At 60.4% G+C, this 14205-nt stretch carries 12 protein-coding genes; 3 read left to right on the top strand and 9 right to left on the bottom strand.

The features are described 5' to 3' along the window. The first annotated feature begins 221 nt into the window (after positions 1-221). On the top strand, positions 222-4670 hold the full coding sequence (gltB, locus tag ACIGEK_RS05825; protein ID WP_397492379.1) for a glutamate synthase large subunit: 4449 nt from the start codon (positions 222-224) through the stop codon (positions 4668-4670). 34 nt (positions 4671-4704) lie between these two features. After that, positions 4705-6123, top strand: a complete 1419-nt coding sequence (locus ACIGEK_RS05830) for an FAD-dependent oxidoreductase (RefSeq protein ID WP_397492380.1) — start codon at positions 4705-4707, stop codon at positions 6121-6123. Positions 6124-6192: 69 nt separating this feature from the next. On the opposite strand, the gene ACIGEK_RS05835 is transcribed toward ACIGEK_RS05830, so the two are convergent. Next, a complete protein-coding gene (locus ACIGEK_RS05835; RefSeq protein ID WP_397492381.1) occupies positions 6193-6954 on the bottom strand; it encodes a hypothetical protein in 762 nt (253 codons plus the stop codon). 239 nt (positions 6955-7193) lie between these two features. On the opposite strand from ACIGEK_RS05835, the gene hemE reads away from it, so the two are divergent. Then, the gene (gene hemE / locus ACIGEK_RS05840) at positions 7194-8261 is read left to right on the top strand and encodes a uroporphyrinogen decarboxylase (RefSeq protein WP_397492382.1); all 1068 of its coding nucleotides are present in this window, start codon (positions 7194-7196) and stop codon (positions 8259-8261) included. 222 nt (positions 8262-8483) lie between these two features. On the opposite strand, the gene ACIGEK_RS05845 is transcribed toward hemE, so the two are convergent. From ACIGEK_RS05845 to ACIGEK_RS05880, 8 genes are all read right to left on the bottom strand, one after another. Then, positions 8484-8813 carry a c-type cytochrome gene (locus ACIGEK_RS05845; protein WP_397492384.1) on the bottom strand — a complete coding sequence of 110 codons (330 nt, stop codon included), beginning with the start codon at positions 8811-8813 and terminating at the stop codon, positions 8484-8486. Beyond that, entirely contained in the window at positions 8803-9246 is a 444-nt protein-coding gene (locus ACIGEK_RS05850; RefSeq protein WP_397492385.1) for an excinuclease, read from the bottom strand. The genes ACIGEK_RS05845 and ACIGEK_RS05850 overlap by 11 nt, the downstream gene beginning before the upstream one ends. Before the next feature lie 88 nt (positions 9247-9334). Further along, positions 9335-10570, bottom strand: a complete 1236-nt coding sequence (locus tag ACIGEK_RS05855; protein ID WP_397492386.1) for a beta-ketoacyl-ACP synthase — start codon at positions 10568-10570, stop codon at positions 9335-9337. After that, the gene (gene fabG / locus ACIGEK_RS05860) at positions 10570-11298 is read right to left on the bottom strand and encodes a 3-oxoacyl-ACP reductase FabG (protein ID WP_397492387.1); all 729 of its coding nucleotides are present in this window, start codon (positions 11296-11298) and stop codon (positions 10570-10572) included. The genes ACIGEK_RS05855 and fabG overlap by 1 nt, the downstream gene beginning before the upstream one ends. A gap of 5 nt (positions 11299-11303) precedes the next feature. Next, positions 11304-11759 carry a hotdog family protein gene (locus tag ACIGEK_RS05865; protein ID WP_397492388.1) on the bottom strand — a complete coding sequence of 152 codons (456 nt, stop codon included), beginning with the start codon at positions 11757-11759 and terminating at the stop codon, positions 11304-11306. Next, on the bottom strand, positions 11756-12979 hold the full coding sequence (locus tag ACIGEK_RS05870; protein WP_397492389.1) for a beta-ketoacyl-[acyl-carrier-protein] synthase family protein: 1224 nt from the start codon (positions 12977-12979) through the stop codon (positions 11756-11758). The genes ACIGEK_RS05865 and ACIGEK_RS05870 overlap by 4 nt, the downstream gene beginning before the upstream one ends. Further along, positions 12979-13479 (bottom strand): DUF3261 domain-containing protein, encoded by a 501-nt coding sequence (locus ACIGEK_RS05875; RefSeq protein ID WP_397492390.1) that lies wholly within the window; start codon positions 13477-13479, stop codon positions 12979-12981. The genes ACIGEK_RS05870 and ACIGEK_RS05875 overlap by 1 nt, the downstream gene beginning before the upstream one ends. Then, positions 13479-14204 (bottom strand): class I SAM-dependent methyltransferase, encoded by a 726-nt coding sequence (locus ACIGEK_RS05880; protein WP_397492391.1) that lies wholly within the window; start codon positions 14202-14204, stop codon positions 13479-13481. Before ACIGEK_RS05880 ends, ACIGEK_RS05875 begins: the two co-directional genes overlap by 1 nt. Position 14205: the final 1 nt, after the last annotated feature.

The following is a 14205-nucleotide window of genomic DNA, read 5'->3' on the forward strand; positions in this document are numbered from 1 at the left end:
GCGCTGACCGGTCGGTCGCTACCACGACCTTCCGGTCTTATCCTTCGTTTTAGCGACATATTTTTTCAAGGCTTCGTCACTAAGGTTTGTGACGGCCTAGGTGGGTATGTACAATGACTGCCCTTTCGCCTGCGCAAAGCTGGGGCTTAGTCCTGCGCGCATGGTAAGTGGTTGAATTAGAAAGTAATTGCCTTGTGATAGGCCGTCTGGTGAGAGTCCCTATGAAAGCAGGTTTGTACCGTCCTGATGAGTTCAAGGATAACTGCGGCTTCGGCCTTATCGCCCATATGCAGGGTGAGGCTAGCCATCACCTGCTGCAGACCGCGATTGAAGCCCTGACATGCATGACCCACCGTGGCGGGATCAACGCCGACGGTAAGACCGGTGACGGTTGTGGTCTGCTGATCCAGAAGCCTGATGCTTTCCTGCGGGCCATGGCCCAGCAGCACTTTGCTGTCGAGCTGCCGAAGCAGTACGCCGTGGGCATGGTGTTCTTAAACCAAGACCCGGTTAAAGCTGAAGCTGCTCGCGAAAACATGAATCGCGAGATTCTTGCGGCCGGCCTGAGTCTGGTCGGCTGGCGCAAAGTACCAATCGACACCAGCGTGCTCGGCCGTCTGGCGCTTGAGCGTCTGCCGCAGATCGAACAGGTGTTTATCGGTGGCGAAGGCCTGTCCGATCAGGAATTTGCGATCAAGCTGTTCAGTGCCCGTCGTCGCTCTTCGGTAGCCAATGCCACCGACAGTGATCACTACATCTGCAGCTTTTCGCACAAGACCATCATCTACAAAGGCCTGATGATGCCGGCCGACCTGCAGCAGTTCTACCCGGATCTGGGTGACGAACGTCTGCAGACCGCCATTTGCGTATTTCACCAGCGCTTCTCCACCAACACCCTGCCGAAGTGGCCGCTGGCTCAGCCGTTCCGCTTCCTGGCGCACAACGGTGAAATCAACACCATCACCGGTAACCGCAACTGGGCGCAGGCGCGTCGCCTGAAGTTTGCCAACGATCAGATATTTGATCTGGAAGAACTCGGCCCGCTGGTCAACCGCGTGGGCTCCGACTCCTCGAGCATGGACAACATGCTGGAACTGATGGTCACCGGCGGCATCGACCTGTTCCGTGGTGTGCGCATGATCATTCCGCCTGCGTGGCAGAACGTTGAAACCATGGACGCCGACCTGCGCGCGTTCTACGAATACAACTCCATGCACATGGAGCCCTGGGATGGTCCGGCCGGTGTGGTACTCACCGATGGCCGTCATGCGGTGTGCCTGCTTGACCGTAACGGTCTGCGTCCGGCGCGCTGGGTCACCACCAAGAATGGCTACATCACCCTGGCCTCGGAAATTGGCGTGTGGAACTACGCGCCCGAGGACGTGCTAGCCAAGGGTCGCGTCGGCCCAGGGCAGATTCTCGCGGTGGACACCGAAACCGGGCAGATCCTCGGCAGCGACGATATCGACAACCGTCTGAAATCGCGTCATCCCTACAAGCAGTGGATGCGCAAGAGTGCCCAGCGCATTCAGGCGACCCTGGAAGACCGCGACCACGGTTCGGCGTTCTACGACGTTGACCAGCTCAAGCAGTACATGAAGATGTACCAGGTCACCTTCGAAGAGCGTGATCAGGTGCTGCGTCCCCTGGGTGAACAAGGCCAGGAAGCTGTTGGTTCCATGGGCGATGACACGCCGATGGCAGTGCTCAGCCAGCGCGTACGCTCGCCGTACGACTACTTCCGTCAGCAGTTCGCTCAGGTCACCAACCCGCCGATCGACCCGCTGCGTGAAGCCATCGTTATGTCGCTGGAGATCTGCCTCGGTGCCGAGCGCAATATCTTCGAAGAGTCGCCAGAGCACGCTGCACGGGTGATTCTCAGCAGCCCGGTGATCTCGCCGGCCAAATGGCGCGCACTGATGAACCTGGATCGTCCAGGCTTCGAGCGTCAGCTGATCGACATGAACTACGACGAGTCGATCGGTCTGGAAGCCGCCGTGCGCAATATGGCTGATCAGGCTGAAGAAGCCGTGCGCGCCGGTAAGGTGCTGCTGGTCCTGTCTGACCGCCATATCGCTCCGGGCAAACTTCCGGCCCACGCCTCGCTGGTCACCGGTGCGATTCACCACCGTCTGACTGAGAAAGGCCTGCGTTGCGACTGCAACATCCTGGTCGAGACTGCGACTGCGCGCGATCCGCATCACTATGCCGTGCTGCTCGGCTTCGGCGCGTCGGCGGTCTATCCGTTCCTCGCCTATGAAGTGCTGGGTGACCTGATTCGTACCGGCGAAGTGCTGGGCGATCTGTATGAAGTGTTCAAGCATTACCGCAAAGGCATCTCCAAAGGCCTGCTGAAGATCCTCTCGAAGATGGGCATCTCTACTGTGGCGTCCTACCGCGGTGCACAGCTGTTTGAAGCGGTCGGCCTGGCCGATGACGTTACCGAGCTGTGCTTCCGTGGTGTGGCCAGCCGCATCAAGGGTGCGCGCTTCGTCGACATCGAAGCTGAGCAGAAGCTGCTTGCCGGTGAAGCCTGGAACAACCGCAAGTCGATCCAGCAGGGTGGTTTGCTCAAGTTTGTCTACGGCGGCGAGTACCACGCCTACAACCCGGACGTGGTCAACACCCTGCAGGCGGCTGTGCAGCAGGGCAGCTACGAGAAATTCAAGGAATACACCACGCTGGTTGATACCCGCCCGGTGTCGATGCTGCGCGACCTGCTGCAGTTGAAACTGGCCGATCAACCTTTGCCGCTGGATCAAGTTGAGCCGCTGGAAGGCATCCTCAAGCGCTTCGACTCTGCCGGTATTTCTCTCGGTGCTCTGTCGCCAGAAGCGCATGAAGCCATCGCCGAGGCAATGAACCGCCTGGGCGCACGCTCCAACTCCGGTGAGGGCGGCGAAGACCCGGCCCGTTACGGCACCGTGCGCAGCTCGAAGATCAAGCAAGTGGCTACTGGTCGCTTTGGCGTAACGCCTGAGTACCTGGTTAACGCCGAAGTGCTGCAGATCAAGGTTGCTCAGGGCGCCAAGCCTGGCGAGGGCGGCCAGTTGCCGGGTGGCAAGGTCAACGGTCTGATCGCCAAGCTGCGCTACGCAGTGCCGGGCGTGACCCTGATTTCGCCGCCGCCGCACCACGACATCTACTCCATCGAAGACTTGGCGCAGCTGATCTATGACCTCAAGCAGGTCAATCCGCAGGCGCTGGTGTCGGTCAAGCTGGTAGCAGAAGCGGGTGTCGGCACCATCGCCGCCGGTGTGGCCAAGGCCTATGCCGACCTGATCACCATCTCCGGCTACGACGGCGGTACCGGTGCATCGCCGCTGACCTCGATCAAGTACGCCGGTGCGCCGTGGGAACTCGGCCTGGCCGAAACCCATCAGACCCTGCGCGGCAATGACCTGCGTGGCAAGGTGCGGGTACAGACTGACGGCGGCCTGAAAACTGGCCTGGACGTGATCAAGGCCGCCATCCTCGGTGCCGAGAGTTTCGGTTTTGGTACTGCGCCGATGATTGCCCTGGGTTGTAAGTACCTGCGTATCTGCCACCTGAATAACTGCGCCACCGGCGTAGCCACGCAGAACGATAAGCTGCGCAAGGATCACTTCATCGGCACCGTCGAAATGGTGATGAACTTCTTCACCTATGTTGCCGAAGAAACCCGCGAGTGGCTGGCCAAGCTGGGCGTGCGCAGCTTGGAAGAGCTGATCGGGCGTACTGATCTGCTCAACATGCTGCCGGGCGAAACCGACAAACAGGGCCATCTGGATCTGACGCCGCTGCTCGGCAGCGACCACATTCCGGCCGACAAGCCGCAGTTCTGTCTGGTTGACCGCAACCCACCATTCGACCAAGGCCTGCTGGCCGAGAAGATGGTCGAGCTGGCCAAGCCGGCGATCGATGCGGCTAGCGGCGCTGAGTTCGAACTGGACATCTGTAACTGTGACCGTTCGATTGGCGCCCGTGTCTCCGGCGAAATCGCCCGTGTACATGGCAACCAGGGCATGGCTAAAGCGCCGATCACCTTCCGCTTCAAGGGCACTGCGGGCCAGAGCTTCGGTGTGTGGAACGCCGGTGGCCTGAACCTGTATCTGCAAGGCGATGCCAACGACTACGTCGGCAAGGGTATGACCGGCGGCAAGCTGGTGATTACTCCGCCGCAAGGCAGCCCGTTCAAAACCCAGGACAGCGCCATTATCGGCAACACCTGCCTGTACGGTGCCACCGGTGGCAAGCTGTTCGCAGCGGGTACTGCGGGCGAGCGTTTCGCCGTGCGTAACTCCGGTGCCCACACCGTAGTGGAAGGCACGGGCGACCATTGCTGCGAATACATGACCGGCGGTTTCGTCTGCGTGCTGGGTAAGACCGGCTACAACTTCGGCTCGGGCATGACCGGCGGTTTCGCCTACGTGCTCGACCTGGATAACAGTTTCTACGACCGCGTTAACCACGAGTTGGTGGAGATTCAGCGGATCAACAATGAGTCGATGGAGGCGTACCGTAGCCACCTGGAGCGCGTACTCACCGAGTACGTCCAGGAAACATCGAGTGAGTGGGGCATCAACCTGCTGGAAAACCTGGACGACTACCTGCGCAAGTTCTGGCTGGTCAAACCGAAGGCGGCAAGCCTGAAGTCGTTGCTCTCCAGCACCCGTGCCAACCCGCAATAAGAATGCGCCTGAAGTGGTTTGATGAGGTATTGCAATGACTGAACGTCTGAATAACGACTTCCAGTTCATCGAAGTCGGGCGCAAAGACCCGAAGAAGAAACTGTTGCGTCAGCGTAAGAAAGAGTTCGTCGAGATCTACGACAACTTCAAGCCTGCGCAAGCGGCTGACCAGGCGCATCGCTGCCTGGGCTGCGGTAACCCCTATTGCGAATGGAAGTGCCCGGTGCACAACTTCATTCCCAACTGGCTCAAGCTGGTGTCCGAGGGCAATATCCTCGCCGCCGCCGAACTGAGCCACCAGACCAACACCCTGCCGGAAGTCTGCGGCCGCGTGTGTCCGCAGGATCGTCTGTGTGAAGGTGCTTGCACCCTTAACGACGGCTTCGGCGCGGTGACCATTGGTTCGGTGGAGAAGTACATCACCGATACCGCGTTTGCCATGGGCTGGCGTCCAGATATGTCGCGTGTGGTGCCGACCGGCAAGCGCGTTGCCGTGATCGGTGCCGGTCCTGCAGGTCTGGGCTGTGCTGACGTGTTGGTACGTGGCGGCGTGACCCCGGTGGTGTTCGACAAGAACCCGGAAATTGGCGGCCTGCTGACCTTTGGTATTCCTGAGTTCAAGCTGGAAAAGAGCGTGCTGAGCAATCGTCGCGAAGTCTTTACCGGCATGGGCGTGGAGTTCCGCCTGAACACCGAGATCGGCAAAGACATCACCATGCAGCAGCTGCTGGATGAGTACGATGCCGTCTTCATGGGCATGGGCACCTACACCTACATGAAGGGCGGCTTCCCCGGTGAAGACCTGCCGGGCGTTACCGACGCACTGGATTTTCTGATTGCCAACGTCAACCGCAACCTCGGTTTCGAGAAGTCGCCAGAAGACTTTATCGACATGAAGGGCAAGCGCATTGTCGTGCTCGGCGGTGGTGACACCGCGATGGACTGCAACCGTACCTCGATCCGCCAGGGCGCCAAATCGGTGACCTGTGCTTATCGTCGTGACGAAGAAAACATGCCGGGCTCGCGCAAGGAAGTGAAAAACGCCAAGGAAGAAGGGGTCAAGTTCCTCTTTAACCGTCAGCCGATCGCCATCGTTGGTGAAGACAAGGTTGAAGGCGTGAAGGTCGTCGAGACCCGTCTCGGCGAGCCGGATGCCCGTGGCCGTCGCAGCCCTGAGCCGATTCCAGGCTCTGAAGAAATCATCCCGGCAGAAGCCGTGTTGATCGCCTTCGGTTTCCGCCCAAGCCCCGCGGCATGGTTCACGGACTTCAAGATTGAAACCGATAGCCAGGGTCGAGTAGTGGCGCCGGAGCAGAGCCAGTTCAAGCATCAGACCAGTAACCCGAAAATCTTCGCCGGTGGCGATATGGTGCGCGGTTCTGACCTGGTGGTAACGGCGATCTTCGAAGGCCGCAATGCGGCTGAAGGCATCCTCGACTACCTCGGCGTGTAACGAGCGAGCGGTTATGCCGTTATGCACAAAGCCAGCCCTAGGGCTGGCTTTGTTGTTTCTGCGTTTGGCTTAGCTGCTTGGCGTGGCCGCGAGCCCCATAGTGCGTTCGCGGCGCGTGTTCCATACCGCAGCGGCTACCAGTACCACCAGGGTAATCGCCAGTGCTGCGGATGAGCCCACCGTGCCGAACCCCATACCGCCGTGATCCAGCGGTTTGCTGAGAAAGTCGCCCAAGGTTGCACCAAATGGGCGGGTTAGTACAAACGCCAGCCAGAACAGGATGACCGGCGATATACGGGTGAAATACTTGGCTGCGGCAACGATGGCAATCAGGCTGCCTATCAACAGTGCGCCACCGGCGAAGCCCAGGCCGGAGTCGTCAGCCAGGTAATCGCCCAAGGCGGTGCCGAGGGTGTTGGAGAACAGAATCGCCGTCCAGTAGAACAGCTCTCCTCGGCGGCTTTGGATGTGGTCGACCGACAGGGATTTCTCGCTCATGTACCAAATCGCAAAGATGGCGATCAGCAAGGCGACTAATAAGGCTGAGCCGGTGGCGTAGCCCAGGCCCAGGGTGCGGTCCATAAAGTCAGAGATGGTCGTGCCGGCGGTGCTGGTGGCCAGAATGACCGTCCAGTACAGCGCAGGGTTATAGCGGTTGGCGCGCAATTGGCCGATCAGGGTGAGCAGGAACAGGCTGATAAGTATCAGTGAGCTGGCTGCATAGCCGACATCCAGGGTCATGGAGAGCAGATCCCCGGCGGTTTCGCCAAGGGTGGTAGCGCAAATCTTCATCACCCAGAACGTCAGGGTGATGGCGGGCAGTTTGTTCATCGCGGATGTCCGTCAGGGGAGGAGGAGACGGTTGCTAAATTAGGCACGCGGATGTGAAAAGCGCGTCAAGAACTCATCAGCGATTCGTGATTTAGCGCTTCTTTTGCTGGGTGAGCTGGACGGCGAAGCGAGGCAAATCGTCGCAATGGATAAAAGGCATGACCCTCGCCGTGCCTTTTGTGTGGTGCTCTGCGAAAATGCCCGCACTTTTTTACCGATTACTTTTCTCGGGAACTGCCATGACCGCCCTGAAGAACGACCGCTTCCTTCGTGCTCTGCTCAAGCAACCTGTCGATGTCACCCCTGTATGGATGATGCGCCAGGCCGGTCGTTATCTACCGGAGTACCGCGCCACCCGCGCCAAGGCGGGTGATTTCGTCAAACTGATGAAGAACCCTGAGTTAGCGTGTGAAGTCACCATCCAGCCGTTGGATCGTTACCCGCAACTGGATGCGGCGATTCTGTTCTCGGACATCCTGACCATTCCCGATGCCATGGGCCAGGGTCTGTATTTCGAAACTGGCGAAGGCCCGCGCTTCAAGAAAGTTATCAGCTCCATGGCCGATATCGAGGCGCTGCCGATTCCTGATCCTGAGCAGGACCTGGGTTATGTGATGGACGCTGTGCGTACCATTCGCCGCGAGCTGAACGGGCGCGTGCCGCTGATTGGCTTTACTGGCAGCCCTTGGACCCTGGCCACTTACATGGTTGAAGGCGGCTCATCGAAAGACTTCCGCAAGTCCAAGGCCATGCTCTACGACAACCCGCAGGCCATGCATGCCCTGCTCGACAAGTTGGCGCAGTCGGTCACCGCTTACCTCAACGGGCAAATCAAGGCCGGCGCGCAAGCGGTGCAGATCTTCGATTCCTGGGGTGGCTCGTTGTCAGCGGCGGCATACCAGGAGTTCTCACTGGCCTATATGCAGAAGATCATCGACGGACTGATCCGCGAGCACGACGGTCGCCGCGTGCCGGTGATCCTCTTCACCAAGGGTGGCGGTCTATGGCTGGAGTCGATGGCGGACAGCGGTGCCGAAGCTCTGGGCCTGGACTGGACCTGCGATATCGGCAGCGCCCGTGCCCGCGTCGGCAATAAGGTGGCGCTGCAGGGCAATATGGACCCTAGCGTGCTCTACGCCAACCCGGCGGCGATCCGCGCTGAAGTGGGGCGTATTCTCGCTGCTTACGGTCATGGCAGCGGCCAGGTGTTCAACCTTGGCCACGGCATCACCCCAGAAGTAAACCCGGCGCATGCCGGTGCCTTCTTTGAGGCAGTGCATGAGCTGTCCGCGCAATACCATCAATAAACCCTACCTAAAACAAAGGCCGCTTATGCGGCCTTTGTTTTATTTACGTTTCTTAGAGCCTGGCTCGGATCTAGCGAGCTAGAGCGAGACAAGGCGCTACGTTAGTAACAGCCTTCGGTTGGTCAAAATGGCCGAGGAAGCGGAGTTTACTGGTGTAAATGAGCATTCCGAGGCCATTTTTAACGCTGTATCGCCGACGCGCAGCCGATCCGGGGTAGGTTCTCAGGGTTTACGCAAATCGCGCACGGCCCTTACCAGTGCCAATTGTTCGGTTTCGCTGAGCTTGTCGGCATAGCTGGGCATAGCACCTGGACCCTCCTGAATGGCTTCAAGGATGTCGTTGTCGCTGGTGTTGTCCTGCCATTTTGCTTTGCTCAGGTTCTGCGCGAAGTAGAGCCAGCCGCGCATCGTGTTGGCGCGGCCGTCTGCGGCATGGCATTTGACGCAGTGCTGGCGATATAGCTGCTGGCCATCTGTGTCGGCCAGTGCAGGCAAACTGCCGAGCAGGGTCAGCGCACCCAGGAGGCCGAGCAGCGCCGGCTTATTTGACATTGGCCAGGTTCCCTTTCAGGGCGACGCCTGCCATGACTGCCCCGGCGTGGCATTCGTATTTCTGGCTGTCCTTGTACTCGACGTTCTTGTAGTTGCTGGCCAGGTCGACGACGGCGTTGGCACCGGCTGCCTTGGCGGCGTTCTGGAAGCGGATCAGCGCCGATTGCATTGCCCAGCTGCAGGCAGCTTCATCACTCTTGTTGAAGGCGTTGGTCTTCTGGCTGGTGGTAACACCGGATTTGACCACGCTGACCTTGCCAGCAGGTTTATTGCCGGCGAGATAGAACTTAACGCTGCCGTCGAGACGGCCTGCGTTCAGGGCTTCCTGTACGGCGGCTTCGAAGGGCAGAAAATGGGCGGTGTCACGGGCCTGACTGACTGCTGGGAACAAGCTGATGCAGGCTACTGCGAGAATCCAGGACTTGGCGTTCATGGGTTGCTCCTTGTTATGAGGCTTTTCTTAGGGCTGCTCGGTTGCGCAAAAGGCTTTACTGCCGTTGCCAGTGTAATAGAGCCGCTGCTTAGCTCCAGCGTTTGAAGATCAACGAAGTGTTCACCCCGCCAAAAGCGAAGTTGTTGTTCATTACGTACTGATGGCTCATCTGGCGGAATTCGCCGCGTAGGTAGTCCAGTTCGCCGCAGGCTGGATCGATATTCTCCAGATTCAGCGTTGGTACATAGCTGTCCGCGTTCATCATTTCGATACTGAACCAAGATTCCAGTGCGCCGCAGGCACCCAGGGTGTGGCCGAAATAGCTTTTCTGCGAGCTGATCGGCATCTGGCTGCCGAACAGTTCTTGGGTGGCCAGGGTTTCTGCCACATCGCCTTGATCGGTGGCTGTGCCGTGGCCATTCACATAGCCGATGGCTGAAGGCGCCAAATTGGCATCCTGTAAGGCCAGTTCCATTGCCCCGCGCATGGTTGCCTGCACCGGTTTGGTGGCGTGCTGGCCGTCGGAGTTGCAGCCGAAACCGACGATCTCGGCATAGATGGTCGCGCCACGTGCCAGGGCATGCTCCAGCTCTTCGAGCACCAAGATGCCAGCTCCTTCGCCGATCACCAGGCCATCGCGACCACTGTCATAGGGGCGCGGTGAGGTGTGCGGCGCATCGTTTTTCAAGCTGGTGGCGTACAGCGCGTCGAAGACCATGGCCTCGGTTGGGCAGAGTTCTTCGGCACCGCCGGCAACCATCATCTGCAGGCGGCCAAACTTGATCGCCTCATAGGCATAGCCGATGCCCTGGCTGCCGCTGGTACAAGCGCTGGAGGTGGGAATCAGACGACCCTTGAGGCCGAAGAATATGCTGATATTGGCTGCCGTGGTGTGCGGCATCATGCGGATATAGGAGTTGGCATTCAGGCCGTCGGCGACCGAATTGAGCAGCATATTGCCGAAGGCTTTGACCTCTTCGGTACTGCCGGTCGAGGAGCCACAGGCCACGCCCATGCGGCCGTCTTGAATGCGTTCGTCGCCGAGCAGGCCTGCATGCTCCAGCGCACGTTCAGCGGCATACACGGCGAGTTTTGAGACTCGGCCCATGCTGCGCGTTTGCTTGCGGGTCCAGCGTTTAGGCGCTTCAAAGTCATCAACCGGGCCGCCGAGACGGGTGTTCAGCTCGCTGAACCTGTCCCACTCATGCATATAGCGGATACCGCTCTTGCCGGCCTTGAAGTTCGCTTCAATCGTCGGCCAGTCGCTGCCCAGCGAGGTCACGCCGGCCATGCCGGTGACTACAACCCGTTTGCAACCGCTCATCAGCACAATCCACCGTTTACGGCGAGGACCTGGCGGGTAATGTAAGCCGCTTCCTCGGACATCAGAAAATTCACTGCACCGGCCACTTCTTCAGGGGTGCCCATGCGCTGCGCCGGGACCATCTTGAGGATTTCTTCAACCGGAACATCGGCATCGAGGATTTCGGTGTCGATCAACCCTGGTGCCACACAGTTGACGGTGATTTTGCGCTTACCCAGTTCGATCGCCAAGGCCTTGGCTGCACCAATGATGCCGGCCTTGGAGGCGCTGTAGTTGACCTGGCCACGGTTGCCGATCAGCCCGGATACCGAGGTGATGCAGACGATACGCCCGGCTTTGCGGCGACGCACCATGGGCATGGTCAGCGGATGCAGCACATTGTAGAAGCCGTCGAGGTTGGTGCGCATGACAATGTCCCAGTCGTCCTCACTCAGGGCCGGGAAGGCGCCGTCGCGGGTTAAGCCGGCGTTGCATACGACACCGTAATACGCGCCATGCTGCTCGACATCGGCCTCCAGCGCGGTGCGGCAAGCGGCACGGTCGGAGACGTCGAATTGCAGGATGCGTGCCTGCTGGCCCAGTTCGATGATCTGCGCCTGCACCGCTTCGGCTTCATCGCGGCGGGCGCGGCAATGCAGCACGATGTCATAGCCGCCCTTGGCCAGACGCAGGGCAATCGCCTTGCCGATGCCACGGCTGGAACCGGTGACCAGAATGGTTTCGCTCATGGCTGTTATTCCTGAAAGTCTTCTTGAAGATAGCTGGCCACCTGGGGTGGACGGAATACGTTTAGGCGGGCCAGGGCCTCGATGCCGGGACCGCGCAGCTGGCACTCGAATACGCCCATGCCGTTTTCATCCTGCAACGAGCGACTCGCATGGATATGCAGTTCGGCTCCTGCCGGGAAGCGTTCGACATTGCATTCGTACTTGCGCGTACCGAGCAGAAAGCCCAGCTCCACCGGCTCGCCGTGCAGGCGCGCCTGGCAGCCGGCGTAGGCGGCCACACTCTGCGCCATCAACTCGATGCCGACCCAGGCCGGCAGGCTGCCGTCGGCCTGATTGAACAGACCTTCAGGGCGAACAGTGAGCTGGGTTTCGATGTCCTCGTCGCCAAAGCGCAGCACCTGATCGATCAGGATCATGTCGGCGGCGTGGGGGATCAGTTCGGCGATTGGCCATTGGCTCATGCGGGTTCTCCTGGCGCTTCGCTCAGCTCATTACCCAAGAGCAGGCTGATATTGTTACCGCCAAAGGCAAAAGAGTTGCTCATCAGTCGGCGTGCGCGGCTGTTGCTCAGGCGGGTTCCAGGCTGTACCAAGTTTAACGCTGGCAGGGCTGGGTCAGCCTGGCCATCCCACAGGTGCGGGGGCAGTAACTGCTCAGGGTTGTATGCGCTCAGTGTCAGCCAGCAGAAGGCTGCTTCCAGGGCGCCGGCCGCGCCGAGGGTGTGGCCGACCATGGATTTGCTGGATGAACACGGCACACCATGGGGGAAAATCGCCTGCACTGCCTGGCTTTCCATGGCGTCGTTGTGGGTGGTGGCGGTGCCATGTAGGTTCAGGTAATCGACCTGATCAGCGCTTATCCCGGCCGCAGCCAGGGCTTTGCGCATGGCCGCCTGGGCACCGAGGCCATCGGGCTGTGGTGCAGAAATATGGTGCGCGTCAGAGCTGGCCCCGCCGCCGAGCAGGGTGACTGCAGTGCCGCCGGGTAGCGCTTCTCTGCTCATCAGAAACAGCGCCGCAGCCTCGCCGATATTGATGCCATGGCGGTTCACGGAAAACGGATTGCAGCGCTCGGCCGAGACCGCTTCCAGAGCGGAAAAACCGTTCAGGGTCAGGCGACACAGGCTGTCCACACCGCCACAGATCACCGCATCACAGACGCCCAGGTCAAGCAGGCGTTGCGCGCTAAGCAGTGCCCGCGCGCCGGAGGTGCAGGCAGTGGAAATGCTGAAGCACGGCCCGCTCAGCTCCAGCCAGTCGCTGAGGAAGTTCGCCGGCTCAGCCAGCTCCTGTTGGGTGTAGGCATAGTGCGCCGGCAGTTCGCCCTGCTTTAGGTATTCAGCGATGCTCTGGCTGGCTTCTTCGATGCCCGAGGTGCTGGTGCCGAGGACCACGGCAATGCGTTCAGCGCCGAAACGGCTGATGGCAGCGCGTAGTTCGGGTTCGATTTCCAGTGCTGCCGCCAGCAGCAGCTGATTATTGCGGCTCGGCGGATGGCCCGGCAGTGTAGGCAGCGCTGGCAGTGCGCCGGGCACCGCGCCGACAGTCAATGCACGTTCGGCTACCCAGCCGGTTTGCGCTTGCATGCCACTGCTGTCGCCGGCAAACAGTGCTGTCGCCACCGCCTGCTTGCCTTGGCCGAGGGCGCAGTTAAGGCCCAGAGCAGAGAGGTATGCGGCCATCAGGGTGCCTTATCGTCAGGGAGGGCGCTGACCTGATAACTCAGGTCGGGCGAGCGGCCCAGGGTGAAATCCAGCGGCGCACGGTAACTGATTCGCCACTGCGGGTTAAGCCGGCGCGTGCCATCGCTGTCCAGCTGCCAGGTGTTATCAGGGTAATGCTCTGCCAATTGCGCCTCTGGCGTTAGGGCAAACAGCAGGGCGGCGAACAGCTCGCGAGCCTCGGCATTGGGCGGCAGCAGCCCGTCGTTCTGCCACTGGCCGGCGCGCAGTAGCTGCCGCGCCAGGGGTACGCCGAGAGGATCGAACAGCGACGCGCGTAACCCGTCCGGCTCGCCCTGTAGCACCAGCCACCAGGTTTGCTGGCTAGCGGCCTGCTGACGTTGCACCTGCAGGGCCAGCGGCAGTGCAGCCACCAGGGTTGGTGCCTGAGCCGGCAACGGCGTTTGCGCGGCGCAGGCCGCGAGCAGCAGATACAGGCTGAGTAGCAGCGCGCGTCCCATCAGCAGGCGGGCTCCAGTGGTTTGCGGGCGACCACGTTGACTAGGGTTTCATCGCGCTGGCCAACCGGCTTGGGCTTCATCAGCCCCCAGCGTTCGAGTAGGCCGAAGTCCTTGGAGCGGCTCCACCACAGGTAGGGGTAAGAGATATTGCTGGCGTCGAACGCGAAGCCCTGGCCGCGCAACATCTCCAGATAGCCTTCAGCCGTTTTCTGCACGTGCATCGGGTGGCGGAACAGCCAGCGGATCACCCAGGTATCGATGTAGTACTGAGTCGACTCGGCGAACAGCAGTCGTCCGCCCGGCTTGAGCACGCGCCAGAACTCGGCCAGGGCCTGCTCCTGTTCGACCAGGTGATGGAAGGTCTGGTGGCAGAACAGCAGATCGACGCTGGCGTCGGGCAGGTCGATGGCCGCGCAGTCACTGGCGATCAATTGCACCTCCAGGCCCAGGCGCTCGGCCTCGGCACGCGAGCAGTCAAGGCTGTGCGGATCGGCATCCAGACCGATTATCCGCGCCGGCTTGAACGCCTCGGCGAGCAGGCCGAACGACTTGCCCTGGCCGCAGCCCGCATCCATCAGCACCGGTGCTTCGGGCAACGGTCCGGCAAACAGACTGCGCAAGTCATTGATTGCCACGCGCAGCACGTGGTGCTGCCAGACATGGCTCTGCAAGAACCAGAAGCCGAAGCGAGTTTCCTCGACGTAAGTGGCGGCCGGGTTGTTCATA

Origin of the sequence: Pseudomonas sp. NPDC079086 (assembly GCF_044542155.1) — a bacterium.
In the GTDB taxonomy this organism is placed as follows: Bacteria; Pseudomonadota; Gammaproteobacteria; order Pseudomonadales; family Pseudomonadaceae; genus Aquipseudomonas.

Excerpts from the sequence above, each read along its gene's own strand:
- gltB (WP_397492379.1), top strand. The coding sequence starts at position 222 with ATGAAAGCAGGTTTGTACCGTCCTGATGAGTTCAAGGATAACTGCGGC.
- ACIGEK_RS05830 (WP_397492380.1), top strand. The coding sequence starts at position 4,705 with ATGACTGAACGTCTGAATAACGACTTCCAGTTCATCGAAGTCGGGCGC.
- ACIGEK_RS05835 (WP_397492381.1), bottom strand. The coding sequence starts at position 6,954 with ATGAACAAACTGCCCGCCATCACCCTGACGTTCTGGGTGATGAAGATT.
- hemE (WP_397492382.1), top strand. The coding sequence starts at position 7,194 with ATGACCGCCCTGAAGAACGACCGCTTCCTTCGTGCTCTGCTCAAGCAA.
- ACIGEK_RS05845 (WP_397492384.1), bottom strand. The coding sequence starts at position 8,813 with ATGTCAAATAAGCCGGCGCTGCTCGGCCTCCTGGGTGCGCTGACCCTG.
- ACIGEK_RS05850 (WP_397492385.1), bottom strand. The coding sequence starts at position 9,246 with ATGAACGCCAAGTCCTGGATTCTCGCAGTAGCCTGCATCAGCTTGTTC.
- ACIGEK_RS05855 (WP_397492386.1), bottom strand. The coding sequence starts at position 10,570 with ATGAGCGGTTGCAAACGGGTTGTAGTCACCGGCATGGCCGGCGTGACC.
- fabG (WP_397492387.1), bottom strand. The coding sequence starts at position 11,298 with ATGAGCGAAACCATTCTGGTCACCGGTTCCAGCCGTGGCATCGGCAAG.
- ACIGEK_RS05865 (WP_397492388.1), bottom strand. The coding sequence starts at position 11,759 with ATGAGCCAATGGCCAATCGCCGAACTGATCCCCCACGCCGCCGACATG.
- ACIGEK_RS05870 (WP_397492389.1), bottom strand. The coding sequence starts at position 12,979 with ATGGCCGCATACCTCTCTGCTCTGGGCCTTAACTGCGCCCTCGGCCAA.
- ACIGEK_RS05875 (WP_397492390.1), bottom strand. The coding sequence starts at position 13,479 with ATGGGACGCGCGCTGCTACTCAGCCTGTATCTGCTGCTCGCGGCCTGC.
- ACIGEK_RS05880 (WP_397492391.1), bottom strand. The coding sequence starts at position 14,204 with ATGAACAACCCGGCCGCCACTTACGTCGAGGAAACTCGCTTCGGCTTC.